This is a genomic window from Limnobacter olei (genome assembly GCF_029087225.1).
Lineage (GTDB): Bacteria > Pseudomonadota > Gammaproteobacteria > Burkholderiales > Burkholderiaceae_B > Limnobacter > Limnobacter olei.
Genome location: NZ_JARFJD010000016.1, coordinates 79,345 through 104,998 on the forward strand (window position 1 = coordinate 79,345; position 25,654 = coordinate 104,998).

Genomic DNA, 25,654 nt, shown 5'->3' on the forward strand with positions numbered 1-25,654 from the left:
TTTTTGCAATGCGCGAATCACTTCACACTGTTCACGCGGCGGCTTTTACGCGGCGGCTTGTCTGTCCTGATTTGCCTCGCCTGCCTCGATGGTTCGAAGACCCGATTCACCAATCGGAATTCGACGTGCTTTCATTTGCTCAGGAATCACCTTTCGCAACTCGACGACCAACAAGCCATTTTTCAGGTTAGCACCCTCCACTTGCACGTAGTCAGCCAAGTTGAATTTGCGCTCAAAACTGCGAAATGCAATGCCTTTATGCAGGTACTGTTTGCCCTCTTCATCCGCTTTGCGGCCACGAACGGTGAGTACGCCGCGCTCAACTTCCAGTTCAAGCTCTTTTTCCTCGAAACCCGCGACTGCCACACTGATTTGGTAACGGTTTTCTTCCAGCGCCTCGATGTTGTAGGGAGGGTAACCGGTTGAAGTGTCTGCACGCATTGCGGCATCCAGAATGCTGGCCATTCGGTCAAAACCAATGGTGCTGCGGTACAAAGGGGTAAGGTCGATTGTTGCCATGATTCATTCTCCTGAGAAGCAAAAAATCAGTTATTCAAAGTGTGCGGAAACTCTCTTGGAGACATTTCCCACATTCCTGATTTATGAACCACCCCTGAAAATTTCAAGTGCTTTCTGTGCAATTTTTTCAGGTCAAAACAGATCGCCGTCTACGTAATACCAATGCCCGTTTTCCTGCACAAAACGGCTGCGCTCATGCAGGCGGCTGGCAGGCCCATTGTTGGGTTTGTAACGAGCCACAAACTCTACTTCGGCTTTGCTGCCCTGAGGCCAGTGCCCTTTCACATTCACGCCCAGCCATTTGCCTTGTGCAAGTTCCTGCTGCAAATCGAGATGTTTGGGGCGGGTGCTGATGTGCCAGGTTGACAACACATAGTCACTTAAACCCAAGGCGTAGGCGCTGTAGCGTGAGCGCATGAGCGCCTCGGCCGTGGGTGCCAACATAGCGTGAAGATGAAACGGTTGGCAGCAGGCTTGATAAACGCCGTTGCCGCAAGGACAAGGCTGTGTTTTATTTTTTTGGACCATGTGGGGCAAAAGCGATGAACCGAGAAGATTTTTCATTTTAGACTGAAGCCGGAGACAACCAGCCTTAGACCAACAACAATGACCACCAACAATGACAATTAAGCCTACACGAGTGCATGCGTTTAATCATGCCGATGCCTTGGGCCATCACGATGCAGTGGCCCTGGCGGGGCAACTTCAACGCGGCGAAACCAGCGCAACTGCATTGGTTCAAGCCGCGTACCAACGACTTGAATTGGTGAACCCCGAACTGCATGCCACCGCGTGCCTTCAAGAGGAAGCGGCATTGGCGCAAGCCCGTTTTTACGACGATGTAGGCAACTTCAGGGCGTTTCAGGGCATACCGGGCTTTTTGAAAGACAACCTGGATTTGCAAGGCTTACCCACTCGGCACGGTTCCGCCGCCATGCCGGGCACATCGAAAAAGCACACCAGCGCCGTGGCGCAACAAATCATCGACACGGGTGTGGTGCTACTGGGTAAAACCAAACTGCCCGAGTTCGGGCTAACTGCCACCACGGAATACAGCAAAGCCGAGCCAGCGCACAACCCATGGAATACTGGGTACAGCACAGGTGGCTCATCGGGTGGTTCTGCAGCCCTGGTGGCTGCGGGTGTGGTTCCAATTGCCCATGCAAACGACGGCGGTGGCTCCATTCGCATTCCCGCTGCATGTTGCGGGCTGGTGGGTTTGAAACCCAGCCGCGGGCGCTTGGCCATGAACGAAATGGCGAAAAGCCTGCCCATCAATATTGTGAGCGACGGGATTGTGTCGCGCAGCGTGCGGGACACTGCGGCATTTTTCGCCTTGGCTGAAGAGCATTACAAAAACCCAACACTGCCACCATTGGGCCACATCACCACCCCTGGCCGAAAGCGCCTGAAAATTGGCATGTTCACCCAGAAAATTTCTGGCGATGAAACAGATACCGCCTGTGTGGAAGCGGTGCACAAAGCTGCTGCCCTGTGCGAGGAGTTGGGCCACGAAGTGCAGGAAATCAAGGTGCCCATCAGCGCCCAGTTTGCTGATGATTTCTTGCTGTACTGGGGCATGCTGGCCGCTTCCATTTCATACTTGGGCAAACTGGCAGTTGATCGGCATATGGACACCAGAAAACTTGAACCACTAACCCACGGTTTGGCCAAACATTTCACGCACAACCTGTTGAAATTTCCATTCGCTTTGCGCAGGCTTTACCAGTTTGAATCGCAATACGCCACGGCATTTGCCGACCTGGATGTGCTGCTAAGCCCAACCTTGGGTCAGCCCGCACCGCCGCTAGGTTACCTGGCACTTGATCTGCCTTTTGAGCAGGCGCGGGAGAGGCTTGTAAACTTTGCATCATTCACAGCGGCTCAAAACGTGGTGGGGGCGCCAGCCATCAGCCTGCCCATGCACCACACAGTGGAGGGTATCCCGGTAGGTGTACATTTTGCCGCTGCCATGGGGCATGAATTCAGGCTGATTGAGCTTGCACTTGAAATTGAGCAAGCCCAACCATTCAAGATGCTGGCATGAATTCCAGGTGAGCTTTGTAAACCAGCGAGGCCCTGTCCACCATGGGGCAGTGGCCCGTGTTTTCAAGCATTAGATCGACAATCGCGGGTTTGGTTTGTTTCAACACAGCCAAGCCGCTGGGGTGAACCAACAGGTCTGAATCGCCCCACACCACCATCAACGGCACATTGGTTTTCTCCACCAACTCGTTCAAACTGATATTGGCATCCGGGTTCACGAATTCCATGAATACCCGATCGAGCAAGGCCTTGTTCTTGATCGACATGCGACCAAAATATTTGCGCATGAAACCAGGCATGGGCGGCGCCTTACCATTGAAACAAAGATTGACCACCTTCTCGTATTCCTCAAAATTGGAGGGAGCAAGGATAATTTTTCCTTCGTCCGCAAACGCGCGCCCAATGGCGGTGTGCTCGGCACCTTTCACACCAGCGGGGTTTAACAAACAGGCGCTGAGAACCCGGTTTTCAAAGTTTGCGGCCAAGGCACCCGCCAAATAGCCGCCCATGGAGTTGCCCATGACATGAAAATTCTTAACGTCCACTGCATCCAGCCAGCACACCACCCGATCAGCCTGCCCCGCAATATCAAAGCGGGCGTTGCTGGGGCGGTCAGATTCGCCAAAACCAATCAGGTCGGGAATCCACACGGTGTAATGGCGCATCAGGCGCGGGGCCAGTGCCAGCCAGTTTTCCTTGTTGGCGCCAAAGCCGTGGAGCAAGACCATGTCGGGCCCTTGTCCGCCCTTGAAATACACGGTGCGCCCGTCTGCGGTATTCACACTGCTTTTGACCAAACCCATTTGTTTGCATTTGGAATCGATCAATCTGCGGCACAGCCAGTTCATAAACACGTTGCTCATTGTTGTTTCACCTGTCTCGTTGTCTGGTTTCTTCTTACATGCTCAATGGCTGCTCGCTGATCTCGCTTACAGCAATTGGATGGCTTAGTTTTTTTCGCGGTTCATCAACAATACATTCACTGGGATCGATGTCTGTGGGAAGCGTCGAAACCTTCTGAAAAAGATTGCTTGATTTGAATAGGAGGATGTTCAAAATGAAAGCAAATGAACTACTGGAACAAATTCGCGAAGCCAATTTATCTTACCTGCTTCTGGCCAAACAACTCATCAACGAAGACAAAGCCGAGGCCATCATTCGCCTGGGTATTGATGAAAACACAGCCGACCTACTGGACCAACTGACCACCGCACAGGTTTTGCGCATTGCAGCAAACGACGTGCCCATGTGCAGCATTCGGTTCGAGGACCCCGCCGTGTGGAAACTCCTCTGCGACCACGGAAAAGAACGCGCAATTTCAGGCATGCATGCCGCCATCTTGATGGCTGGCCGCAGCGCCCAAATTGCAGCTTAAGCGCAGTTAGAAAATAACCGTGGTTCATGCACCTTCAGGTGCGCTGGAGAACAAACATGTCCAAGATTAAATCCTTGATGGCTGAGGCCGTCCAAATCAAACTTGCCTCTGACTTGATCAAGCTGGACGCACGCTTGCAGGTTCTTGAAAGCGAAACCCAATTGTCGCGTGAACGCCTGATTCGCCTGTACAAGGAAATCAAGCAGAAATCGCCACCCAAGGGCATGCTGCCCTTCTCCACCGATTGGTTCATGACCTGGCAACCCAATATTCACTGTTCGCTGTTCATGAATTTTTACTCCACTTGCATCAAACACACCGACCTTGAAGACGGTGAATGCTTGGTCAAGGCCTATAAGCTTTATCGTGAGCAGATCACCGCCTTGGGCCTGCCCGAAGTGTTGTCCCTAACCCGCGCATGGCGCCTGGTGAAGTTTTTTGATGCTGGCATGTTGACCACCACGGCCTGTAAAACCTGCGAAGGGAACTTTGTAGTACACACCTATGACCTAGTAGATAACTATGAGTGTGGTTTGTGCAACATGCCTTCAAGGGCAGGAAAAACCAAGCAAGACGCAGCCACCCGCTTCTTCAATGAAGAAAGCATGCTCGAAACCGTTTAAAGAATTGAATTGCAGTGCCGTTGTACCAAGCAGTAGCTTGTTTTTTGTCTCTCTCCCCTGTCCGTAGTACAAGGACACTTCAAACACCTGTCAGCGATTGCTCACAGGTGTTTTTTTTAAGCCATGAAGCGGGCAAGAATTTGGCGGCTTCGGGCGTCCAGCGCAAACATGTCTTCGATGATGAACTGCATGCCATTGGCATGGGTCAGCACCAAGCGGCTACCGCCAAGGCGTCGAATACTTTCATCCGTGGGCAACTCAAACTTGCAAGGTCCTTTGTCAGTTTCCAGGGTCCAGATGCTGGGTGTGGAGTAGGTGGATACCGAGGTAATTCGACTCACTGTGGGCCTGAATTCCCGCACCGCCAGGTAGTTTTTCACTACGGCCTGCGAGTCGGCATCCAATTGATCAAGCCGGTCCAGCCAGGCTAATTCTTTGCTGTATTCATCCACAATTGAAATGCTTTCATCTGGGGCTGAAAAGGGGAAAGCCAGCACTGGCATCACCTGGTCGGCCACCAATTCACTGCCTTTGTACAAGGCCAACTTGCCCTGTGTTGATTCGCGCAATAGCCAGTCAGTCATATTGAGCTTGCTCCTGCTTCAGTTTTTCTTGGGCCTGGTGCAAATGCCAGAAGTGTGACTTCGCCGCCAGCAATTCATCGTGCGGGCCTTCTTCCACCACCTTGCCACGGTCCATCACCACAATGCGGTCGGCTTTGCGCAAGGTTGAAAGCCGATGTGCAATCGCAATAGTGGTTCTACCCTGCACCAGGTTGTCCAAGGCCTTTTGAATTTCCTTCTCGGTTTGCGAATCGACCGAGCTGGTGGCCTCGTCAAGAATGAGAATTTTAGGGTCGATCAACAAGGCCCGTGCGATAGAAATTCGCTGCCGCTCGCCCCCGGACAAACTTTGCCCACGCTCGCCCACCAGAGAGTCGTATCCATGCTGCAGACGAAGAATGAACTCGTGGGCATGCGCTAGCCGCGCTGCCGCGATAATTTCCTCACGGGTGGCATCGGGGCGCCCGTAGGCGATGTTTTCAGCAATGGTGCCAAAAAACAGATATGGTTCTTGCAACACTAGGCCGATGTTTCTGCGGTAACTGGCCATTTCAATTTGCCGAATGTCAATGCCATCAGCCAGCACTTGGCCATCACTTACATCGTAAAAACGGCACAACAAATTCACCAAGGTTGACTTGCCGGAACCACTGTGGCCCACCAAACCAACCATTTCGCCCTGCTTCACCTTCAGGTTCACACCATCGAGCACCTGCCGGCTACCGTAACGGAACGACACATTTCGAAGTTCGAGCTCGCCTTTCAGTTGGTCAATTTTTACCGGATTTTCCGCCTCGGGTACGGAGGACTTGTAATCCAGAATATCGAAAATGCGTTTGGAACCCGCAGCCGCTTTTTGGGTGACGGATACGATTCGACTCATGGAATCAAGCCGCGTGTAGAAACGACCGATATAAGCCAGGAAGGCGGTCAGCACACCCACCGTGATGTCATTGTTCATGATCATCCAGATGCCCGATGCCCAAATCACCAGAATGCCCAATTCGGTGAGCAAACTAACAGACGGGGCAAACAGCGACCAGGTTTTGTTGATTCGGTCATTCACCTCCAGATTGCGGGTGTTGGCCTTCAAGAAACGGTCAGACTCCCTGCGTTCTTGTGCAAACGCTTTTACAACTCGAATACCCGGAATGGTGTCGGTCAAAATATTCGTAACCTCACCCCAAACGCGGTCCACTTTCTCAAAACCTGTGCGCAGCTTTTCGCGAACCAGGTGAATCATCCAGGCAATCACAGGCAAAGGCAGCAAGGTCAGCAAAGCCAGCTCGAAATCTATGTTCATGAGGATGATGGCAGTCATTACGATCATGATCACGTCGGTGATGAAATCGAGTGCATGTAATGAGAGGAATAAATTGATTCGATCAGTTTCTGCACTGACACGGGCAATCAAATCGCCGGTGCGTTTCGCGCTGAAATAGTCCAGCGACAAACTCATCAAATGATTGAATGTGGTGGTACGCAAATCCGATCCAATTCGCTCGGAAACCAAAGCCAGCAGATAGGTTCGGGCCCAACTCAAGCCTGCGGCAACCACAGCCGAGATTAACAAACCACTGAGGTAGAACGTTGCCAATTCAGTATTCATGGGTTGACCGTTCTGGAATGGAATCAGCACTTCATCCATGAGTGGCATGGAAAGATAAGGCGCCACCAGCGTTGCGGCAGTCGACAGCAATGTCAGAATGAGGCCGGCAAACAAACGCCAGCGATACGGGTGGGCAAAGCGCCACAGGCGCAACAGTGCACGCGAAGAAACCGGCTCTTCAAATCCGGCCTCATCCAATTCCTCGTCGGCCAGCAAGCGCGGCACCGGGTGCTGAATTTGTGCAGTGTGGGCCGTGCCCTGCTCGAATTCGCGCACGGCGGTTTCAAGCAACTCAACAAATTCCTCGAGCGCACGGTGCAAACTGAAGCTTGCATAGAAACGAAACACCTGCCCGGAATCGACCTGAATCAGGACCGTAGAAAGACCGGAATGATCGGACATGGAAATTTTCTCAATGCTTGAGAAAGGTGCTTTGAAAACAGGCACCTGTAATTCCTTGTCTACCACAATTAATTCATGGGCGTTAAAGGCTACAAGGCTGCGAGAAAACTCACGCCTAGTATTCATGTCAGCCACAAACACCGCTTGGGTTGGTGAATTTGCGGCCCAAACCTCTGAAAGGCGTTGCACTTCGTTTTCAGACGGTGAAAATCCAACGATTTTCAATGAGATTACCCCCTCAGTTCGCGAATTCGCTGATGTTACACCACTATTTCCAGCGACACGGAGTTAACATTGATCGAAAATCCAATCCTCGAAAACAAACCTGCCGACACTCAGCTTATGACGCAAAAACGCCTTGTAATACTCCGAACCATGTGGCTTGACGGCCCGAATATCTGGACCTATCGAAGTTGCATTGAAGCGTTGGTGGATATTCAAGAACTGGAGCAATTTCCTTCCAACCTGTTGCCAGGATTTTACGAGCGATTAACGGCTTTGCTACCCGGTTTGGTTGACCACCGCTGTGGAATCGGTGAACCGGGCGGATTTCTCCTGAGGGTGCGCGAAGGCACTTATGCGGCCCATATGTTGGAACATATTGTGATTGAATTACACACACAGGCTGGGCTGGAAGTGGGTTTTGGCAAAGCCCGAATGACCAGCAAGGAAGGCATTTATAAAATGGTGTTTCGCACCCCTGACCCGGTGGTGGGCTTGGCTTGCCTGGAAGCAGGTGTGCGGCTGCTGCACGCCGCCATCGAAGGTACAGAGTACGATTTACAGGCGGAGCTGAGAGTGATCAAGCACCATTGCGACATGCATGGCTTGGGCCCCAGCACCCAACATATTCTGGATGCGGCTTACGAGCGTCGCATTCCAATAGTTCGTTTGAACGATGGCAATCTGGTTCAACTGGGACACGGCAACAAACAACAGCGAATCTGGACTGCAGAGACATCCAAAACCTCGGCCATTGCCGAAGGCATTGCCGCCGACAAAGACTTGTGTAAAGACCTGCTGTCTCAATGCGGGGTGCCCGTGCCTGAAGGCGAATTTGCAAAAACCGCCGAACGTGCGTGGGAAATTGCACAAAACATCGGATTTCCTGTGGTGGTAAAACCAGTTGACGGCAATCAGGGACGAGGAGTGTCGTTAGAACTCAGCAAGCAAGCGGACATTGAAAAAGCATGGGCCCTTGCTTACGAAGAAAGCTACAGCGGCGTGATTGTCGAGAAATTCATTCGCGGTGCAGAGCACCGCATTCTGGTGGTGAATTACCAAGTTGCCGCTGTGTCTCGCGGTGAGTTGGTGTTTGTCACAGGCGATGGGCAATCCGAGCTTCAAACCCTGATTGATCAACAAATCAACACAGACCCCCGCCGTGGTGATTCCGAAATCTCTCCTCTGAAAACGGTTCGTATTTCAAGCAATCCCGTGGTGTCTCTGGAAGTGCAACGTCAGGGCTACCACGCAGCTTCAATTATTCCGGCAGGCACGCAAGTCATCATTGAACGCAACAGCAATGCCTCCGAGGACGTCACCGATCTGATTCACCCCGAAATTGCTCGCCTGTGCTGTATGGCTGCCCGTGTGGTGGGCCTGGATGTGGCAGGCATCGACCTGGTGTGCGAGCACATTGACCAATCGCCCAAGGGGCAATCGCTGGCGGTGGTTGAAGTCAATGCTGGACCCGGCCTACTTATGCACATTAAACCAGCGAAAGGCCTAGCCCGCAATGTGGGCAAACCGATTATTGAATCGCTTTTTCCAGGCGACGCCAACGGCCGCATTCCTACAATCTCATATTCGGGCGGCCCTGAAATAGACGGTTTTGGCCACGAACTCACTGAAATTCTCGAAGACCAAGGGCACAAAGTGGGCCTGGCCTGCGACCAAGGCCTGCTCATGAATGGTCGCACTATCAACAAAGCACCGTCAGCGAACTGGCAATCGGGCCGCAACTGCCTGATTAATAAAAACCTGGACACCTTGGTGATGCAGGTCAAAGCCAACACTATTTTGTCGGAAGGCCTGCCCTACGATCGCTCAAGCCTGGCTGTGATTACCAGCCTGGGCAGCATGGATGGGCTGGGCGAATGGGACATTTTGACCAAAGAACAGCACTTCAATGTAATGCGTACTGTAGTTGACTTGGTGCTGAGCAGTGGCCACGCGGTTGTAAACGCAGACGAAGTCAGCCTGCTGCCATTGAAAGACCTGTGCGATGGAAAGGTGATCTGGATCAGCAGCACCGCAGACAACCCCATTGTTACTGAACATGTGAAAAACGGAGGCATGGCTGTGTTGTACCAAGGTGAAAGCATTCACTTCAAGGGTAACCGGGCCGAGGCAGAGCAACGCAGCCCAATTCCATTGAAACAGCCCCCTATGAGCCTGACCAAAACCTTGGCACTTGCGGCCGCCAGTTGGGCCATGGATGTACCGCACCACCTGCTGCGCGCCGATCTTCGGCAGCGCTATTGAACCCCATGCTGATGCACACAACAGGTTGATGAACTATGAAAATTGAACGCATTCGCGCCCTGCGCGGCCCCAATTTGTGGAGCAAAAACACCAGTATGGAAGCCTTGGTGTTTTGCGAAGAAAATGAACGCCTTTACGACCGCTTTGCCAACATAGAAATGCGTGTTCGCAGCGCACTGCCCGGCATCGGCTCCCTACGCGCAACCGGTTTCGAGCAAAGCAACATCGCTTTGGCGCATATATTAAGCCGCGCAGCTTTGCGTTTTCAGGTTGAAGCAGGGTCACAAGTTACCTTCGCCCATGTGGCCGACAACATCACCACTGGCTACTTCCGAGTTGTGGTGCAGTATGAGGAAGAAGATTTGGCCCGTGCGGCATTTGAAGAAGCACACCAACTTATCTTGGCTGCGCTGGCGGGCGACGATTTTGATGCCAATTCAGCGATTGAACGCCTGAAAGAAATTTATGAGGATTGCAAACTTGGGCCAAGCACTGGCTCCATTGTGAATGCTGCCCTGCGCCGCGGCATTCCCGTTCGCCGCCTTACCCAGGGCAGCCTTGTGCAGCTGGGCTGGGGTTCGAAAGCGCGCCGAATTCAGGCAGCAGAAACCGACACAACCTGCGCCATTTCTGAAGAAATAGCCCAAGACAAGGACCTGACCAAAGCCATCTTGTCCGCAGCTGGCATCCCTACCCCGAAAGGCAAACTGGTGAAAACCTTTGAAGAGGCCATTGAAGCTTTTCGCGAACTCACCAAAACCACAGGCAAGGGGGTTGTGATCAAACCCAGCGATGGCAACCAGGGCAAAGGGGTCACTGTCAATATCGTGGATGAAGATCACCTTCGGGTCGCCTTTGACGCTGCAAAAAAATACGGCAGTGGCGTGCCCATCGTCGAGGAGTTCATTCCCGGCCACGATTATCGCTTTTTGGTGGTGGGTGACAAGCTGGTGGCTGCGGCTCGCCGTGAACCACCTTCCGTGGTTGGCGACGGCGTGCACACCATTGCCCAGTTGGTCGAAATTGAAAACCGCAACCCTTTGCGTGGCGAGGGCCATGGTAGTGCACTGAGCAAGCTTCGCCTGGATGAAATTGCCATTGCACGTATCAAGAAACAGGGCTTTACAACTGAATCGGTGCCTGAACAAGGTGTACGAGTTGTGCTGCGCAACAATGCCAACTTAAGCACTGGCGGCAGCGCCACCGATGTCACAGACAACGTTCACCCCGCCATGGCAGAAATGGTCATTCAGGCCGCACAGCAAATTGGTATTGAAGTGTGCGGCGTGGATGTGGTGTGCGAGCGGGTGGATGAGTCGCTTGAAGCGCAAGGTGGCGGAATTGTTGAATTGAATGCGGCTCCTGGACTGCGCATGCACCTGGAGCCATCGATTGGCAAGGGGCGCGATGTAGGCGCAGCCGTAATCGACCTGATGTTCAAAAAAGATGAGAATGGACGCATTCCAGTGGTAGCGGTCACTGGCACCAACGGAAAGACCACCACAGTTCGTCTGATCGAACAAATTCTCCGGTACCACAATTTGCGCGTTGGTTTTACCGGCACTGAAGGCGTGGTGGTGAATGGACACCTGATCGACACAGGTGATTGCAGTGGGCCGAAAAGTGCACACAAGGTGCTGGTACACCCCGAAGCTGACGCTGCAGTGCTTGAATGCGCACGTGGTGGCATGCTGCGTGAGGGTTTGGGCTTCGACATGTGCGATGTAGGCATTGTGACCAATATTGGCGAGGGCGACCACCTGGGCCTGAATTTCATCGACAGCGTTGAAGACCTGGCGCTGCTGAAAAGCGTACTGGTTCAAAACGTAGCCCCCAACGGTTTGGCCGTGCTAAATGCTGATGACCGGCACGCAGCAAACATGGCCAAGCTAACCCCAGGACGCGTGCTGTTTTTCACCAGCAACCCAGACAACCCGATTGTAGCCGCCCACAAAGCCAAAGGTCGCCCAGTGATTATTCACGATGGTCGCATCATCAACATCAGCTACGACGACATCGAAAAAACCATTGACCTGATGGATGTACCGCTGACCAACAATGGTTTGTTTACCTTTCAGGTGCAAAACGTGATGTGTGCAGTGGCCGCCGCCCTGGGCCTGAACGTGCCTTTCAACACCATTCGTGCAGCACTGGGCAGCTTTCAGTCTACCCCCGACACAGTGCCCGGCCGCTTTAACTTCTTCAAACACAACGGGGGCTCGGTGATTGCCGACTACGGCCACAACCCCGATGCAGTGTCGACACTGGTCGACACGCTTAAAAACATCCCGGCAGTTAGACGTACAGTGGTGATCAGCGCTGCGGGCGACCGTCGTGATCAGGACATCATCGAACAAGGTCGCTTGGTGGGTGGGTTCTTTGATCACATTATTTTGTATGAAGACGCTTGCCAGCGTGGCCGCCCAGATGGTGAAACGCTTGCTTTGCTGCAGCGAGGAATTGCCAACGCAGACGGCGACAAAAAACCATCCGTGGTCGAAGTACGCGGTGAATTCAAGGCCATTCAAATGGCCCTCGATGAAACAGGCCCAGACCACTTGGTCTTGGTCTTGATCGACCAGGTCAATGAAGCATTGCAATACCTGCAGGAAAACACCACAGGCGAGCCCGCACGGGTATCTGCTTAAAGGCCAAGCCGCTTGAGCATGCGGTGAAAGTTGCCGGAATCGAGCCCAAGCTGCCTTGCAGCTGCGGCTCGATTTCCATTGGTTTGCTCCAGCACCTGCTGTACCAGATTTCTGGAAAAAGCATCCACGGCATCGCGGTAAGGCAAGCCTTCTGTCGGGGTGACCATTCCCGCATTCGGAATTGTTGCAAGGCCTTGGGCAGTCAGGGCATGTGTGTGCCCTGCCTCACTCACAAGGTCCAAGTGCTCTAGTTCTACAGTCACCATGGGGCTTGGTTCATCCCGGCGCGCTTTCAATGCGGCGCGCCCCAAAGTGTGTTCCAATTCCCGCACATTGCCCGGCCAGCTGTAGCGCTTCAGGGCAGCCTCGCACCCCCGCCCCAAGCGAAGGTTTCTCAAGCCCAAACGGCTGCGGTTCTGCTCCAAGAAATAACCCGCCAGCAATACCACATCATCGCCTCGATCGCGCAAAGGTGGAATGTGCAATGGATAGGCACACAAGCGGTGATACAAGTCGGCCCTGAAGCGCCCTGCTTTCACTTCAGCCGACAAATCGCGATTGCTGGCTGCCACAATACGCACATCCACCCGGTGCTCCTTGTCACTGCCCACGCGTTGTACCTGTCCGCTTTGTAAAACCCGCAACAGCTTGGCCTGTGCCGATGCGCTCAGTTCTCCCACTTCATCCAGAAACAAAGTGCCACCGTCAGCCAATTCGAATTTGCCTTCGCGATCGCGCTCGGCACCAGAAAATGCGCCTTTAACGTGCCCAAACAATTCGCTTTCAATCAATTGATCTGGCAGTGCTGCACAATTAATCACCACCAAGGGTAAACTGGCCCGGCTGGACATGGCGTGCAAAGCTTGGGCCACCAATTCTTTGCCCACACCAGTTTCTCCGTGAATCAGAACCGCCAGTTGACTGTTGGCAACAGTCAAAATTTCATGTTTCAGTTCACGAATGGGCATACTGTCCCCGATCATTTCACGGCGAGACAGCTGGACACCTTCCAGTGCATTCAAACCGTTGCCCTCACCCTGCCCCAGTGCCAGAGAATTGGAGTGTCGGTCGCTTTTTTCAGTCAGCTCAGCCACATGCACAACCGCCTCACCCAAGCGTGCAAACATGGCCATGGCGCGTTCAACCTTGACATCAAAAACACCAGCCTTGAGGGAATCCAGAGTAATTGCCCCCCACAATTTGCCATTCACATGCAGCGCGCAACCCATACAGTCGTGCACATTCAAATCTCCGGCATGCACGCCTTCAAGCAATCCATCATAGGGATCCGGCAAAGTGGATTTGTTCGGGAAATGAGTCACCCCCCGGTAGGTCACAATCGCATTCAAACGAGGATGCTCATTGAGTTCAAAACGGCGCCCTAGGCTGTCGGGAGTCAAACCACGAACAGCCAGTGGCCTCAAGGCTGAGCCTTCCTTTTTCAGCAAAGCGCAAGCATTACCAGGCAAGGCTGCAGCCAATGAATTGACATATCGCATATAGCGAGTTGAAGGATCCAGATCGGCGCCAAGGTCTTCGATCACTGCCAACACAAAACTAGACATTTCCATTGCTTGATTACCTGAATGTCGTTTTGACAATTGTTGTTTTAATGACAGTAACCCTAGTTTGTCAATAAGACAACTATTTTAGTTGTTTAACAAAGTATCGTTTCACTTATTTCTTTCTATTTCAACACTTTAGTGAAATACATGAAGCTGGCATACATCTTGATAGTGTTTGTCACTGAGAATCATGAGTCAGTTTACAATCGAGTAGAAAGGAAAACACCATGTCAGTCAGTACCGAACAAAAACAGTGGATCAAAGCAACTATTCCCGCACTTGAACAGGGTGGCGAGGCATTAACCACCCACTTCTACAAACTGATGTTCAGCAAATACCCTGTTACTGCCACCTTTTTTAACCCTGCACACCAGCAAAAGGGCACGCAACCCCGCGCATTGGCCAATGCTGTGCTGGCTTACGCCAAACACATCGACAACCCTGCCGTGTTGATGAGCGCGGTCACCCTGATCGTCAACAAGCATGTTGCCCTGGGTGTCAAAGCCGAACACTACCCGATTGTGGGCGAATGCCTGCTGCAGGCCATGAAAGAGGTGCTGGGCGCCGCGGCCACACCTGAAATTATCGACGCCTGGGCGGCTGCTTATGGTCAGCTCGCCGATATTCTGATCAACGCCGAAGCCAATCTGTATGCCAAACAAGCCATGTCCACCGGGGGGTGGGAGGGGCAACGTGCTTTCACAATTGCCAAAAAAGAGCAAGAAAGCGAACTGGTTACATCTTTCTATCTAAAACCTTTCGATGGCAAAGAGATCATGACTTTCAAGCCGGGGCAATACATTACCCTGCACCTGAACGTGAATGACACAACGGTCATGCGCAACTATTCACTGTCTGACGCACCCAACGGGCAACACTATCGAATCTCGGTCAAGCTTGAAGAAGGCGGCGTGGTATCCAACCACCTGCACAAGCAACTGGCTGTGGGCGACACAGTACAACTAAGTCCACCCTGCGGTGAGTTTGTACTTGATGACAGCAAAGACCCCTTGGTGCTGATCACCGCCGGTGTTGGGTTGACCCCTGCTATTGCAATGATGAAAGCAGTTGCAGGCCAACGCGAGGTACGATTCATCCATGCCTGCAAAAATGCAGCGCAGCACTCGTTCAAAAACCTCACTGAGCAATTAAGTACCCAGCACAGCAACATCACTGCCGAGTACATTTATGAAAATCAGCAGGGTTTGATCAACCCACACACGATTCAGAAAAACCTGCCCGACAATGCACAAGTTTATTTTTTAGGGCCAGTTGGTTTTATGAGTGCGGTGAAAAACATGTTGAGCAGGCTGGGCGTACCTGCCGAGCGTCAACATTTTGAGTTTTTTGGCCCGGCGCAGGCCATATAAAACATGGGGTGTTCAGGCTGACAGGTCTTTTGCTTTGCAAGAGGCCTGCACTTGAACAAATTCCAGCAATTCTTCCACCTGAAATGACTTGTCGAAAAACGCTTTGGCTCCTAGGCTCAGGCAACGGTGTCGAATCACCAAATTTGAATAATTCGAAAAAACAACGACGCTGACCGGATGCTTATTAAGCTCCGGGCTTTCAAACAAGTTTTTCAACACGCCAAGCCCAGTGCCAGAATCCAGTTCTAAATCAACAATCGCCAGGTCAGTGCAACTAGACCTGATTGCCTCAAGTGCTTCTTCTTCAGACTCCACACTGGCGATAACCTCCACGCCGGAAATTTCGCTCAACATAGCGCGCAACAGCAATTGCAGATCGATAGAATCCTCTACGACCAGTACTTTCAACAATGTTTGATCTGTACAGCTTTTTTTCATGGCAATTACCTTCAAATCCTCGCCGACGTTAACATCAGCGAGGATTTGATTCCCGTCCTCTTATGACTTGGGCTTCAATTCAATCAGATTGGAAACTGCTTTGACACCTTCTACCTGCTTGGCCAACACTTCAGCACGTTCCACCTCAGCCTCGGTTCTAGCCTCGCCCGACAATATCACCACACCTTGCTTGGTTTCCACATTCACACGCAGTGCACTCACGGTTTTATCCTCGGCATGCTTTGCTTTCACTTTGGTAGTAATGGTTGCGTCATCCACATACTGGCCTACAGCCTTCATAGGTTCCTTACCCTGCTCTGCGGCATAAACAGGGCTTAATGCAGCCAGGGCAATACCGGATGCGATCAAAGTTTGAGCGATCATTTTTTTCATGGTTTTTCTCCTTGAGGATTATTGAACTGACTACTTAAAAGAAATCCTGATCAAAGGTATGTGTTGATCAAGCTTCATGCGTTCAATACTAAGGAGGGGCAAACATTTGATCTGTCCGACAAAGACGATTCATGTGTAGGAATAGTCTGTCCCCTGTAATCGGCAACAACATGAGGAATATTTAAATGATTCGACTGGCGATTGTTGATGACCATGCGATTGTCCGTGCTGGCTTTCGGGAGATGCTCAATGAAGAACTCGGAATGACCATTCAGTTCGAAGCGGGCACCGCTGAGGAAGCCAAAATATTGCTGCGACAACACGACTGCGATGTGTTGATGCTCGATTTGTCTCTACCCGATCAAAATGGAATCGATCTGTTACGGACTGTAAAACACCGCCATGAGGAAACACAGGTTTTAATCATCAGCAGCTTTTCAGAGGAACGATATGCCTTGTCAATGATCCGTAGCGGTGCCAGTGGCTACCTGTGTAAAGATTGCGACCGTGTTGATCTGATCAATGCAATCCACACTGTGGCGCAAGGGCGGCGATACATCTCTGCGAACACCGCTGAGCTTTTGGCGCGTGAAATGACAGGTGAAAGTGACAAGCCAGCACATGAACAACTGTCTGAACGAGAAATGCAGGTATTCATGCGGCTAGTCAGGGGAGAAACTGTATCAACAATCGCTGAAGTACTGCACCTCAGTGTCAAAACTGTCAGCACTTATCGATCCAGATTGCTTGAGAAACTGGAGCTAAATAGCAATGCGGAACTAGCAACCTATGCACACCAACACGGATTGCTGCTCGATTAAATCATGATTGCTGAATGGTTGGTATTCGCACCTCAATGTGCGTGCCTTTACCAGGGCTTGAACTCAAGGTAAGACTCCCATGAAACATTTGGGTACGATGCTTGATTCCTGCGATACCATGTCCGTGTAGTTCTATGTCTTGGGTATCAAAGCCAACACCATTATCGCGAATACTTAGCAATACAACACCCCCCTCCTCCTGCAAGCTCAACTTGACCTGACTGGCTTTGGCGTACTTCCGAACATTTGTCAGTGACTCTTGGGCTACTCTAAACAAGGCAAGCGATTGTTCCGCGGACAAGTTCAATTCATGTTCAGGAAAGCTCATTTCCACCGGCATGTCAATTTCAAATTGCTGACCCAGGGAGCGAAGCGCCTCTGTCAGGCCCAGACCCTTGAGAAGTGGCGGTTGCAAATCGTCGACCAAACGACGTGTCAACGAAATGGTTCCTCCAATGTTCTCAATCAACCTGAGAAGACGCTCTTGAATACTGTCATCCACCCGTGTACCCAAAGAAAGGCGCAACCAGCTCGCATCCATTTTCGCGGCGGTCAGCGCGGATCCCATTTCGTCATGTAGCTCCCGAGCGATGTGCTGGCGCTCTTCCTCTTGCGCGTTGGTCAGGTTGCTGGCCAAGTTGCTTAACTCGCGTGTACGCGCTGCTACCTTAGCCTCAAGACGACTATTCTCCGTTTTCAATAACTCCTGAATACGGGCACGCAAAGCCACTTGCCGTTGCTGAACCAGAAACAAACTAATAATGAGCAACAAGGAGGCAATGCCGAGCACGTAACCCATGTACTGGATGTTGTCAGCCCTCGCCAAATACATATTCTCCAGATCCTGATGAGCCTTCTCACGCCGCGCCTTCAACACAGCCAAGCGAACCCTGATTTCATCCATTAACTGTTTTCCAAGCTCACCGTGATCTTGAGACAAAGCGACTGGTACCTTCCCATGGCTTAACATTTCACCGAGATAATGAAATTTTGCATCCACCAATCGCTTTAGGGCTTGAAAATCCGCATGGTCATCTGAACCGGGTGGAATATCAAAGTTCATGGATGCCATTAAAGGTTCAAGCCTTGCTGCGGTGTTTCTGTAAGGCTCAAGGTATACATCACTGCGCATCAACAAGAATGACAAAGCACTTGCCTCGGCGTCCACCAACAACACCCACAATTGGTCCAAGCGATCTATACGCTTCTGGTTAACCTCCGACATGGCCACTACCTCTGCATTCATTCTGGCGTGGGTGTAGGTGATGCCTAGCAGGGCCAGCACCATCAAGCAGCCAAATACGAAGAGCCAGTATGGGCGACTTTGCCGCATCCGAATTCGCAACGGGAACATTCTGGAGTGTGTTGAATTACTCAAGTGGGCCTTCAGGAAAACGCAAGAAGGGCCACATTCAAAGTGGCCCCACCATGGTTGATTTAATCCGGCCCGCGCAGCGCTAGGGTTTAGATTTAATCAGGTTGTAAATAAAGGTGGCCGCTGCGAGCACAATGAAAACAAAAAACAACACCTTTGCAATTTCCACCGCACCAGCTGCAATCCCGCCAAAACCAAACAGGGCTGCGATTAATGCAATCACGAAAAATACAACTGCGTAGTGCAACATGATCAACTCCTTGGGCGGTTAATTGGTTGACGACTTAGTGGTTCTGTTCTTCCCAGCTTTGCAGATGCTTTTCAGCTTCGTCTTTGCCGTAACCGTAGCGCTCTTGAAGTTTTCCCGCCAACTCGGTTCGTTTTCCGTCAATCACATCAAGATCGTCATCAGTCAACTTGCCCCACTGTTGCTGTACTTTGCCCTTCAATTGCTTCCAATTGCCTTCGAAAATATCTTTGTTCATGCGGTTTCTCCTGAGCGGTCATTGATAAAAGTGAATGTGTAACATCACCCCTTCACTGTACGAGCGCACATCGGAAAAGTAGGTCAGCATCCACCGAATGTTCTGTGGGCAACGTCCTACACAAATTTAGTATGCAGTGCTTTCACTGGTTTATCGGCGTGCAAAATATTAAATTAATCAGGTAATCAATCGGCAATAAGGAATATTTGTGATTCTTGTCATCGCCAATCCAAAATCGGGTTACCTGAAAACGCACAACGCCAGTGCCAGCTTGGCCGGGATTCATTCAATTCTTGGCAACTCCGGTCATGTGGCGCTCACTCAAAATACGCAAGAACTTGAAAATGCCTTGCGCCTTTATGAGTGCAAACCACCCACAGTGATCGTGCCTTTCGGTGGCGATGGCACCGTTTCAGCAGTGTTGGGCGCTGCAGCCAAGGTGTGGGGAGACCACGCAATACCAGCTATTTTCCCTTTACATGCCGGCACCATGAACATGATTGCCTGGGACGTGTACCCAAAAACTGCACCACTTAAAGCCCTACATTGGTTGGTTGAGCACCAGGCCAACACGCACCTGCACAGCTCGCCGCGTTACCCCATTAAAACCTCCAGTGCACAATATGGCTTTGTGTTTGGTTTTGGCGTCACCGTGAACTTCATGCATGCTTACTACAGCATGGGCAGTGGTCCAATTGCGGCTACAAAACTGTTGGCCAAAATAGCGTGGGGAATTATTCGACGCAGTACCTTCGTAGAAAACCTGTTCTCTACGATCAAAGGGCAACAAGCTCGCGACAACACCGCTCCGCACAGGTTTGCATGGCAGGCCTGCCTGGCGCTCAGTATTCAGTGCTTACCATTGCGGTTTCGTGTTTCTACCAGTGGTGGCAACAAAGCCAAACAAGACATGTGCCTGATTGCCGGTGTACCGAACAAACTGCCACTGGTGCTTAATTTGATCAGAATTTGGTTCGGCGCCATGCCGCATAGCATTGGCGTGGAACGAAGTACTGTAGCCCAAATTGAATTTCAATTTGATTTGCCCACAGCCTGGCAACTGGATGGCGATGTGCATGCGCCACTGTCATCAATTCAAATCAGCAGCGCTCCGGCAGTGCAGTTTGTGGCGATGGAATAAAAAAAGGGATCCCACTTGGGATCCCTTTTTCATTCTGGCGGAGACGAGAGGATTTGAACCTCCGATACCCTTTTGGGGTATGCTCCCTTAGCAGGGGAGTGCCTTCGACCACTCGGCCACGTCTCCAGAAGGCCGAATTATACACGGTTTCGGCCAAAATGTTGAATGCTGGCGCAAATCGCTTTCAAGCAAATTGCACCGCATTCCCATCACTTAAAACTCAACTAAACTCCCGCTCAAGCCGCTTCTTTTTCCAGACCAAACGCCTTGTGCAGGGCACGAACTGCCAATTCCATGTACTTGTCATCGATCAACACGGACACCTTGATTTCAGAGGTGGAAATCATCTGAATATTGATACCCTCTTCCGACAAGGTTTTGAACATCAGGCTGGCTACGCCCACATGTGAACGCATGCCGATACCCACAATCGATACTTTGCATACATTGGTGTCGCCCGCCACTTCACGTGCGCCCACGCTACCCTGAATCTTGTTTTTCAACAAATCCATGGTTTTGTTGAATTCATTGCGGTGTACGGTGAAAGTGAAATCGGTGGTGCCATCCGAACCCTGGTTCTGAATGATCATGTCCACGTCGATGTTGGCCTCAGCAACCTGACCCAAAATTTGATAGGCCACACCGGGCTTGTCAGGCACGCCACGGATGGTCACTTTTGCTTCATCACGGTTGAAAGCGATACCGGAAACAACAGCCTGTTCCATATGTTCATCTTCCTCAAAAGTAATCAGCGTGCCAGACACTTTTTCTTCGTCCAGCGACATCATCGGGTCGGTCAAGCTAGAAAGCACACGAGTGGGCACACGGTACTTGCCCGCAAATTCAACAGAGCGAATTTGCAGAACCTTTGAGCCCAAAGAGGCCATTTCCAGCATTTCTTCGAAACTCACAACACGCATGCGGCGTGCCTCAGGCACCACGCGAGGGTCAGTGGTGTACACCCCATCCACATCGGTGTAAATCAGGCACTCAGCCGCACCCATGGCGGCGGCGATCGCCACGGCAGAGGTATCGGAACCACCACGACCCAGCGTAGTTTGGTTACCCGCCTCATCAATGCCCTGGAAACCGGTGATGATCACCACCTTGCCTGCATTCAACTCGGCTTTTACGCGCGTGTCATCAATCGACTCAATGCGTGCTTTGGTGTGGCTGCTGTCGGTTTTTATGGGTACTTGCCAGCCAGAGAAACTGATTGCTTCCAGGCCTTCAGCCTTCAACGCCATGGCCAGCAAAGCCACGGATGCCTGCTCACCTGTGCAACACAGCATATCGAGTTCACGGGGATCAGGCTCAGCCTGAATTTCCTTGGCCAAGCCGATTAGGCGGTTGGTTTCGCCCGACATGGCCGATGGCACCACCACCATTTGATAGCCCGCGCGATGCCATTTGGCGACACGCTTGGCTACATTCTTGATACGCTCTGTGGACCCCATGGAGGTGCCACCGTATTTATGTACTATCAGTGACATAGTCAGATCGCCCTGCACAAATAAAAAGCGCGAACCATTTCGCGCTTTTAAATCAATCAGTTGAACATTTTACCCCAAGCGCTGACTTAAAACTGACAAAAGCATGAATTCCGCTTGGTCAAAAGTCAGCGATTGTGAACCCTCGCTTACTGGTTCGCCGAATACCCCAAATTCATTTGCAAACCACCCGATTCCAATACCTCTGGGTGCTTGCGCATGTATTCCAGGCGATCCAGGTATTCAGTGGTGACGTCACCAGTAATGTAAGAACCATCAAAACAGCTGGCATCGAAAGTTTGAATTTTTGGATTCAAGTCACGCACAGCACGCTTCATGTCGGCGATGTCTTGATAAAACAGGGCATCTGCGCCAATTTCAGCGCAAATTTCGTCGTCAGTGCGACCTGAAGCAATCAACTCATCGCGCGTTGGCATGTCAATACCATACACGTTCGGAAAACGCACGGGAGGCGCCGCCGAGGCGAAAATTACCTTCTTGGCACCCGCTTCACGAGCCATTTGTACAATTTCCCGGCTTGTGGTGCCGCGCACAATGGAGTCGTCCACCAACAGCACTGTTTTGCCTTTGAATTCAACAGAAATGGCATTGAGCTTTTGGCGAACGCTTTTTTTACGCACAGCTTGCCCGGGCATAATAAAAGTGCGGCCAATGTAACGGTTCTTGATAAAACCCTCGCGGTAAGGCACACCCAACTGGTTCGCCAGTTCCAGCGCAGCCGGGCGGCTGGAGTCGGGAATGGGCATCACCACATCAATTTCGCCAGCCGGCATGCCCTTGCGAATTTGGTCAGCCAAGTATTCACCCATTTTCACGCGGGCTTCATACACGCTGATGCCATCCATTACGGAATCGGGACGAGCCAAATAGACATACTCGAAAATACAGGGGTTCAGCGACGATTTCTCCGCACATTGCTGGGCGTGAAGCTTACCGTCGAGATCGACAAACACGGCCTCGCCTGGATCAATGTCGCGCACAAACTCAAAGCCCATGCCCACCAAAGCCACCGATTCCGACGCAAACATGTACTCCGTGCCCTGTTCGGTTTCAGCCTTGCCCAAAGCCAAGGGGCGAATACCGAACGGATCACGGAAAGCCAGCAAGCCATAACCTGCAATTTGAGCCACGCAGGCATAAGCACCACGAGCACGCGCATGCACGCCGGCCACTGCGCGGAAAATCGTGACTGGATCAAGGGAGTAGCCCGAAGCATTGGACTGCAATTCATGCGCCAGTACGTTCAGCAACACCTCGGAATCAGAATTGGTATTGATGTGGCGACGATCGTTTTTGAACAATTCAGCTTTCAAACGCTCGCTGTTGGTCAGGTTGCCGTTGTGAGCCAATACCAGGCCGTAAGGCGCGTTCACGTAGAAAGGCTGTGCTTCATCTGAGCTGGCAGCCGAGCCAGCTGTGGGGTAACGCACATGACCAATGCCCATATTGCCGGGCAATGAACGCATATTGCGGGTGCGGAACACGTCTCGCACCAAGCCATTGCCTTTGGACATTGAAAAAGAATTGCTGTGTGCCGTGGCAATACCCGCAGCATCTTGGCCACGGTGTTGCAACAACAGCAAACTGTCGTAAAGAATTTGATTAACAGTAGAAAAACCGGCAATACCGACAATCCCGCACATTGAAAGCTCCTAGTAGCGCACCCACTTGGCCACACTTTCGGGCAAATGCGGTTTGATTTCTCTCATCGCATCCACTGCCAAAGGGGACAACATGGCATTTCGCCAAAATGGCTGTTCCGGAAGCGAGGTGAAACCTGCCCCAGTAACCAGCACCAAAACAATAAATAAACCACGCGCGAAGCCGAACGTAGCACCCAGGCCACGGTCCGCAAAACCCAAACCAGCTGCCGCAACAATTTTGCCCAGCAAAGAAATCAGAATTGCCCCCACCAACATGGTTGCAAAAAAAGCAGCAGCGCACCCTATCAGCGCTTTCATGGGCGGGCTCAGCGACTCAGCCCAGTCCATGTAAACAGCGAGGTCTGCGCCATAGCGGTTTGCTACCCAGAAGGCCAACACCCAGTTGGCCAGGGACAGCACTTCTTTGACCATGCCACGAAACAAACCCAAAATAACCGACAGCACCACCACGGCGATGACGATGTAATCAAAAATTGTCACTGCACCACTCTCCCTGCGGAGTAACCTGCAGCAGCCAACTTGGCTTTGGTTTCATCGGCTTTGGCCTGGCCTGCAATTGGTCCAACCCTGACCCGGTATACGGTGCCATTGCCAGTGCTGGTTGATTCAACCTTGGCCGGAAAACCCTTGCCACTCAATTCCTTACTCAGCGCATCTGCGCGTAGCTTGTCGCTGACAGCAGCCACCTGAACCCAGTACACCTCAGCTTTTGCAAACGCAGCAATCGGATCTTCAACCTTAGGCTCAACTTTAGGCTCAACCTTAGTTTCTACTTTGGGTTCTGGCTTGGGTTCGGGCTTAGGTGCAGGTTTAGGTGCAGGTTTAGATGCAGGTTCAGAAACTACAGGTGGCGGTTCTACGGCAGGTGCAACTGGTGCAGTCGCCACGGCCTGTTCCTGGGTAGACTGGGGCGCTTCAATCTTTGGCTGTTCGGGAACCTGTGCCGCCTGCGCAGGAATTTCAGCAGAAGGACGATCGGGCACCACCAACTCGACATCGCTGCTGGTTTGGGATGGTTCGTTTTCAACCAAAGCGGGCACAATGATGATGGCTGCCAGAAAAAGCGCAATGGAGCCTACCAACCGCCTTCTGGACCTGCGTTTCAACTCATCAACCGGATCGTTGTTGACTTTGTTCCTGGCAGTAGAACGCGAATTTGAACTCACCTGCACTCCTGAAAAAATTAACCGGGACGTTTTCGAAGCGCTTCTTTGGCTTGCATGGCCTGCGCCACAACCAGGAAGGATCCAAAAACCAGAATTCTATCATTGGGTGGCACCGCAGAAGTGACCACCGCATACGCTTGACCCACACTCTCGTAGCTCTGCACGCTTTTTTCCGGTGGCTGCTTCGCAATACCACCTTTGGCCAGTGCCTGGGAATTAGCAACCCAGTCAAATGCCCCTGCATCCACGCCAGCCAGTTCAAGTTGCTGCTTCAACTGTTCCGTGCTGCGCCCTCGGTCGCCTTCCAGTGGCACCAAGTGCCAGTGGTCTACCCTGTCTTTCAAGGCCTTGACCACCTCAACAGCATCTTTATCGGCCAGCATCCCGAAAATACAATGGGTGTATGGAAAAAAACCCATGTTGTCGAGGCTTTCACGCAAATGCGCGGCAGCGTGGGGATTGTGTCCAACGTCCAGAACCACCGTGGGTTGACCCGGCAGCACCTGAAAACGCCCTGGCCACTCCACCAAGAGAAAACCCTGTCGAATCGATTGCGCCGGCACCGGCAAACGATCCCGCACAGACTCAAGTGCAGCCAACGCTGCTGAAGCATTCAACAACTGGTTGGTGCCCCGCAAAGCCGGGTAAGCCAGTGCAGCACGGCGCATACTACGCCCACCATAGGCCCACTGCTGTTTGTCACCGCTATAGTTATAGTCGCGCGCAAACAGCCACAAATCGGCACCAATGGAATTGGCATGGTCGATCACGCTTTGTGGCGGCTTGGGGTCGCCCACAATGGCGGGCTTGCCTGCTCGGAATATACCCGCCTTCTCGCGGCCAATGCTTTCCCGGTCGGGCCCGAGAAAGGCTTGATGATCAAGATCGACGCTGGTACAAATCGCGCAGTCGGTGTCAAAAATATTGACCGCATCCAGTCGGCCTCCCAAACCCACTTCCAGAATAACGGCATCCAGATCCAGACGAGAGAACACCAAAGCCACCGCCAGCGTGGTGAACTCAAAATAAGTCAGGGAAATACCCGTTGCGATGCGGGCCTGTTCCACTTGTTCGAAGGCTGAAATTAGCTCTGGCTCCGCCACCTCGACACCATTGATGCGGGCGCGTTCAGTAAAGCGGATCAGATGCGGCGAGGTGTACATGCCCACCCTGTAGCCCGCCTGAATCAGAATGCTTTCCAGCATGGCGCAGGTAGACCCCTTGCCATTGGTACCTGCTACTGTAAACACCACGCCATTTAAGGCAAAACTCATGTGTTTCTGAACCACTTTCAAGCGGTCCAACCCCATGTCGATTGGCTTGCTGTGAATCGATTCCAGATAAGCCAGCCACATATTCAATGTGGCGTTGGCGGCTGGCCTCATCGGTTTGGAAGGGTCTGGTTGGGGTACTGCTTGGTTCATAAATACTCAGGCTGCTAGTTTTCAGGCTG

At 51.9% G+C, this 25,654-nt stretch carries 24 protein-coding genes and 1 tRNA gene; 8 read left to right on the forward strand and 17 right to left on the reverse strand.

The genetic code is table 11. The annotated features are described in order from the left end of the window. Positions 1-45: 45 nt before the first annotated feature. Entirely contained in the window at positions 46-519 is a 474-nt protein-coding gene (locus PY990_RS10755) for an Hsp20 family protein (RefSeq protein WP_105028981.1), read from the reverse strand. A gap of 132 nt (positions 520-651) precedes the next feature. Then, complete coding sequence (locus PY990_RS10760; protein WP_275271596.1) at positions 652-1,083, reverse strand: YchJ family protein; 432 nt, start codon at positions 1,081-1,083, stop codon at positions 652-654. A gap of 55 nt (positions 1,084-1,138) precedes the next feature. On the opposite strand from PY990_RS10760, the gene PY990_RS10765 reads away from it, so the two are divergent. After that, entirely contained in the window at positions 1,139-2,566 is a 1,428-nt protein-coding gene (locus PY990_RS10765; RefSeq protein WP_275271597.1) for an amidase, read from the forward strand. Here PY990_RS10765 and PY990_RS10770 read toward each other — a convergent pair. Next, complete coding sequence (locus tag PY990_RS10770; RefSeq protein ID WP_275271598.1) at positions 2,550-3,428, reverse strand: alpha/beta fold hydrolase; 879 nt, start codon at positions 3,426-3,428, stop codon at positions 2,550-2,552. The two genes, PY990_RS10765 and PY990_RS10770, sit on opposite strands and share 17 nt — an antisense overlap. A gap of 194 nt (positions 3,429-3,622) precedes the next feature. On the opposite strand from PY990_RS10770, the gene flhD reads away from it, so the two are divergent. Together flhD and flhC are read left to right on the forward strand one after the other, a co-directional pair. Next, the gene (gene flhD / locus PY990_RS10775; RefSeq protein WP_240605703.1) at positions 3,623-3,940 is read left to right on the forward strand and encodes a flagellar transcriptional regulator FlhD; all 318 of its coding nucleotides are present in this window, start codon (positions 3,623-3,625) and stop codon (positions 3,938-3,940) included. 56 nt (positions 3,941-3,996) lie between these two features. Then, a complete protein-coding gene (gene flhC, locus PY990_RS10780; RefSeq protein WP_275271599.1) occupies positions 3,997-4,563 on the forward strand; it encodes a flagellar transcriptional regulator FlhC in 567 nt (188 codons plus the stop codon). Between the two features lie 116 nt (positions 4,564-4,679). On the opposite strand, the gene PY990_RS10785 is transcribed toward flhC, so the two are convergent. Together PY990_RS10785 and PY990_RS10790 are read right to left on the reverse strand one after the other, a co-directional pair. Then, positions 4,680-5,147: a cyanophycin metabolism-associated DUF1854 family protein gene (locus PY990_RS10785; RefSeq protein WP_275271600.1), complete on the reverse strand. Its 468-nt coding sequence runs from the start codon at positions 5,145-5,147 to the stop codon at positions 4,680-4,682. Then, complete coding sequence (locus PY990_RS10790; protein WP_275271601.1) at positions 5,140-7,263, reverse strand: cyanophycin metabolism-associated ABC transporter; 2,124 nt, start codon at positions 7,261-7,263, stop codon at positions 5,140-5,142. Before PY990_RS10790 ends, PY990_RS10785 begins: the two co-directional genes overlap by 8 nt. Positions 7,264-7,431: 168 nt before the next feature. On the opposite strand from PY990_RS10790, the gene PY990_RS10795 reads away from it, so the two are divergent. After that, on the forward strand, positions 7,432-9,624 hold the full coding sequence (locus PY990_RS10795; protein WP_275271602.1) for a cyanophycin synthetase family protein: 2,193 nt from the start codon (positions 7,432-7,434) through the stop codon (positions 9,622-9,624). Positions 9,625-9,659: 35 nt separating this feature from the next. Next, complete coding sequence (cphA, locus tag PY990_RS10800) at positions 9,660-12,272, forward strand: cyanophycin synthetase (RefSeq protein WP_275271603.1); 2,613 nt, start codon at positions 9,660-9,662, stop codon at positions 12,270-12,272. Here the strand turns inward: cphA and norR are convergent. Further along, positions 12,269-13,837 carry a nitric oxide reductase transcriptional regulator NorR gene (gene norR / locus PY990_RS10805; protein WP_275271688.1) on the reverse strand — a complete coding sequence of 523 codons (1,569 nt, stop codon included), beginning with the start codon at positions 13,835-13,837 and terminating at the stop codon, positions 12,269-12,271. The genes cphA and norR overlap by 4 nt on opposite strands. A gap of 227 nt (positions 13,838-14,064) precedes the next feature. Between norR and hmpA the strand changes: the two genes are divergently transcribed. After that, entirely contained in the window at positions 14,065-15,207 is a 1,143-nt protein-coding gene (gene hmpA, locus PY990_RS10810; protein WP_275271604.1) for an NO-inducible flavohemoprotein, read from the forward strand. Between the two features lie 12 nt (positions 15,208-15,219). Here hmpA and PY990_RS10815 read toward each other — a convergent pair whose 3' ends face one another. Next, on the reverse strand, positions 15,220-15,645 hold the full coding sequence (locus PY990_RS10815; RefSeq protein ID WP_275271605.1) for a response regulator: 426 nt from the start codon (positions 15,643-15,645) through the stop codon (positions 15,220-15,222). Between the two features lie 60 nt (positions 15,646-15,705). Then, the gene (locus PY990_RS10820; RefSeq protein WP_275271606.1) at positions 15,706-16,038 is read right to left on the reverse strand and encodes a BON domain-containing protein; all 333 of its coding nucleotides are present in this window, start codon (positions 16,036-16,038) and stop codon (positions 15,706-15,708) included. 185 nt (positions 16,039-16,223) lie between these two features. On the opposite strand from PY990_RS10820, the gene PY990_RS10825 reads away from it, so the two are divergent. Then, positions 16,224-16,859, forward strand: coding sequence for a response regulator (locus PY990_RS10825; RefSeq protein ID WP_275271607.1), 636 nt, complete (start codon positions 16,224-16,226; stop codon positions 16,857-16,859). Between the two features lies 1 nt (position 16,860). Here the strand turns inward: PY990_RS10825 and PY990_RS10830 are convergent, their stop codons facing one another. From PY990_RS10830 to PY990_RS10840, 3 genes are all read right to left on the reverse strand, one after another. Continuing rightward, positions 16,861-18,237 (reverse strand): sensor histidine kinase, encoded by a 1,377-nt coding sequence (locus PY990_RS10830; protein ID WP_275271608.1) that lies wholly within the window; start codon positions 18,235-18,237, stop codon positions 16,861-16,863. 79 nt (positions 18,238-18,316) lie between these two features. Further along, positions 18,317-18,484, reverse strand: coding sequence for a DUF1328 domain-containing protein (locus tag PY990_RS10835; RefSeq protein ID WP_275271609.1), 168 nt, complete (start codon positions 18,482-18,484; stop codon positions 18,317-18,319). A gap of 34 nt (positions 18,485-18,518) precedes the next feature. Continuing rightward, positions 18,519-18,719, reverse strand: a complete 201-nt coding sequence (locus tag PY990_RS10840; protein WP_275271610.1) for a CsbD family protein — start codon at positions 18,717-18,719, stop codon at positions 18,519-18,521. A 208-nt stretch (positions 18,720-18,927) separates the two neighbouring features. Here PY990_RS10840 and PY990_RS10845 point away from each other — a divergent pair, with 208 nt between their 5' ends. Beyond that, positions 18,928-19,860, forward strand: a complete 933-nt coding sequence (locus tag PY990_RS10845) for a diacylglycerol/lipid kinase family protein (protein WP_275271611.1) — start codon at positions 18,928-18,930, stop codon at positions 19,858-19,860. 35 nt (positions 19,861-19,895) lie between these two features. Here PY990_RS10845 and PY990_RS10850 read toward each other — a convergent pair. The 6 genes from PY990_RS10850 to folC all read right to left on the reverse strand — a co-directional run bounded on the left by PY990_RS10850 (position 19,896) and on the right by folC (position 25,625). Then, positions 19,896-19,986: transfer RNA gene (locus tag PY990_RS10850), tRNA-Ser, on the reverse strand. Positions 19,987-20,096: 110 nt separating this feature from the next. Then, the gene (locus PY990_RS10855; protein WP_275271612.1) at positions 20,097-21,353 is read right to left on the reverse strand and encodes an aspartate kinase; all 1,257 of its coding nucleotides are present in this window, start codon (positions 21,351-21,353) and stop codon (positions 20,097-20,099) included. A gap of 146 nt (positions 21,354-21,499) precedes the next feature. Continuing rightward, positions 21,500-23,014 (reverse strand): amidophosphoribosyltransferase, encoded by a 1,515-nt coding sequence (gene purF / locus PY990_RS10860; protein ID WP_275271613.1) that lies wholly within the window; start codon positions 23,012-23,014, stop codon positions 21,500-21,502. Positions 23,015-23,023: 9 nt separating this feature from the next. Continuing rightward, positions 23,024-23,515 carry a CvpA family protein gene (locus tag PY990_RS10865; RefSeq protein WP_008248980.1) on the reverse strand — a complete coding sequence of 164 codons (492 nt, stop codon included), beginning with the start codon at positions 23,513-23,515 and terminating at the stop codon, positions 23,024-23,026. After that, positions 23,512-24,201 carry an SPOR domain-containing protein gene (locus PY990_RS10870; RefSeq protein ID WP_275271614.1) on the reverse strand — a complete coding sequence of 230 codons (690 nt, stop codon included), beginning with the start codon at positions 24,199-24,201 and terminating at the stop codon, positions 23,512-23,514. The genes PY990_RS10865 and PY990_RS10870 overlap by 4 nt, the downstream gene beginning before the upstream one ends. 17 nt (positions 24,202-24,218) lie before the next feature. Next, complete coding sequence (gene folC / locus PY990_RS10875; protein ID WP_275271615.1) at positions 24,219-25,625, reverse strand: bifunctional tetrahydrofolate synthase/dihydrofolate synthase; 1,407 nt, start codon at positions 25,623-25,625, stop codon at positions 24,219-24,221. Between the last annotated feature and the right edge of the window lie 29 nt (positions 25,626-25,654).

Coding starts and splice junctions, on each gene's coding strand:
- PY990_RS10755 (WP_105028981.1), bottom strand. CDS start 519: ATGGCAACAATCGACCTTACCCCTTTGTACCGCAGCACCATTGGTTTT.
- PY990_RS10760 (WP_275271596.1), bottom strand. CDS start 1,083: ATGAAAAATCTTCTCGGTTCATCGCTTTTGCCCCACATGGTCCAAAAA.
- PY990_RS10765 (WP_275271597.1), top strand. CDS start 1,139: ATGACAATTAAGCCTACACGAGTGCATGCGTTTAATCATGCCGATGCC.
- PY990_RS10770 (WP_275271598.1), bottom strand. CDS start 3,428: ATGAGCAACGTGTTTATGAACTGGCTGTGCCGCAGATTGATCGATTCC.
- flhD (WP_240605703.1), top strand. CDS start 3,623: ATGAAAGCAAATGAACTACTGGAACAAATTCGCGAAGCCAATTTATCT.
- flhC (WP_275271599.1), top strand. CDS start 3,997: ATGTCCAAGATTAAATCCTTGATGGCTGAGGCCGTCCAAATCAAACTT.
- PY990_RS10785 (WP_275271600.1), bottom strand. CDS start 5,147: ATGACTGACTGGCTATTGCGCGAATCAACACAGGGCAAGTTGGCCTTG.
- PY990_RS10790 (WP_275271601.1), bottom strand. CDS start 7,263: ATGAATACTAGGCGTGAGTTTTCTCGCAGCCTTGTAGCCTTTAACGCC.
- cphA (WP_275271603.1), top strand. CDS start 9,660: ATGAAAATTGAACGCATTCGCGCCCTGCGCGGCCCCAATTTGTGGAGC.
- norR (WP_275271688.1), bottom strand. CDS start 13,837: ATGTCTAGTTTTGTGTTGGCAGTGATCGAAGACCTTGGCGCCGATCTG.
- hmpA (WP_275271604.1), top strand. CDS start 14,065: ATGTCAGTCAGTACCGAACAAAAACAGTGGATCAAAGCAACTATTCCC.
- PY990_RS10815 (WP_275271605.1), bottom strand. CDS start 15,645: ATGAAAAAAAGCTGTACAGATCAAACATTGTTGAAAGTACTGGTCGTA.
- PY990_RS10820 (WP_275271606.1), bottom strand. CDS start 16,038: ATGAAAAAAATGATCGCTCAAACTTTGATCGCATCCGGTATTGCCCTG.
- PY990_RS10825 (WP_275271607.1), top strand. CDS start 16,224: ATGATTCGACTGGCGATTGTTGATGACCATGCGATTGTCCGTGCTGGC.
- PY990_RS10835 (WP_275271609.1), bottom strand. CDS start 18,484: ATGTTGCACTACGCAGTTGTATTTTTCGTGATTGCATTAATCGCAGCC.
- PY990_RS10840 (WP_275271610.1), bottom strand. CDS start 18,719: ATGAACAAAGATATTTTCGAAGGCAATTGGAAGCAATTGAAGGGCAAA.
- PY990_RS10855 (WP_275271612.1), bottom strand. CDS start 21,353: ATGTCACTGATAGTACATAAATACGGTGGCACCTCCATGGGGTCCACA.
- purF (WP_275271613.1), bottom strand. CDS start 23,014: ATGTGCGGGATTGTCGGTATTGCCGGTTTTTCTACTGTTAATCAAATT.
- folC (WP_275271615.1), bottom strand. CDS start 25,625: ATGAACCAAGCAGTACCCCAACCAGACCCTTCCAAACCGATGAGGCCA.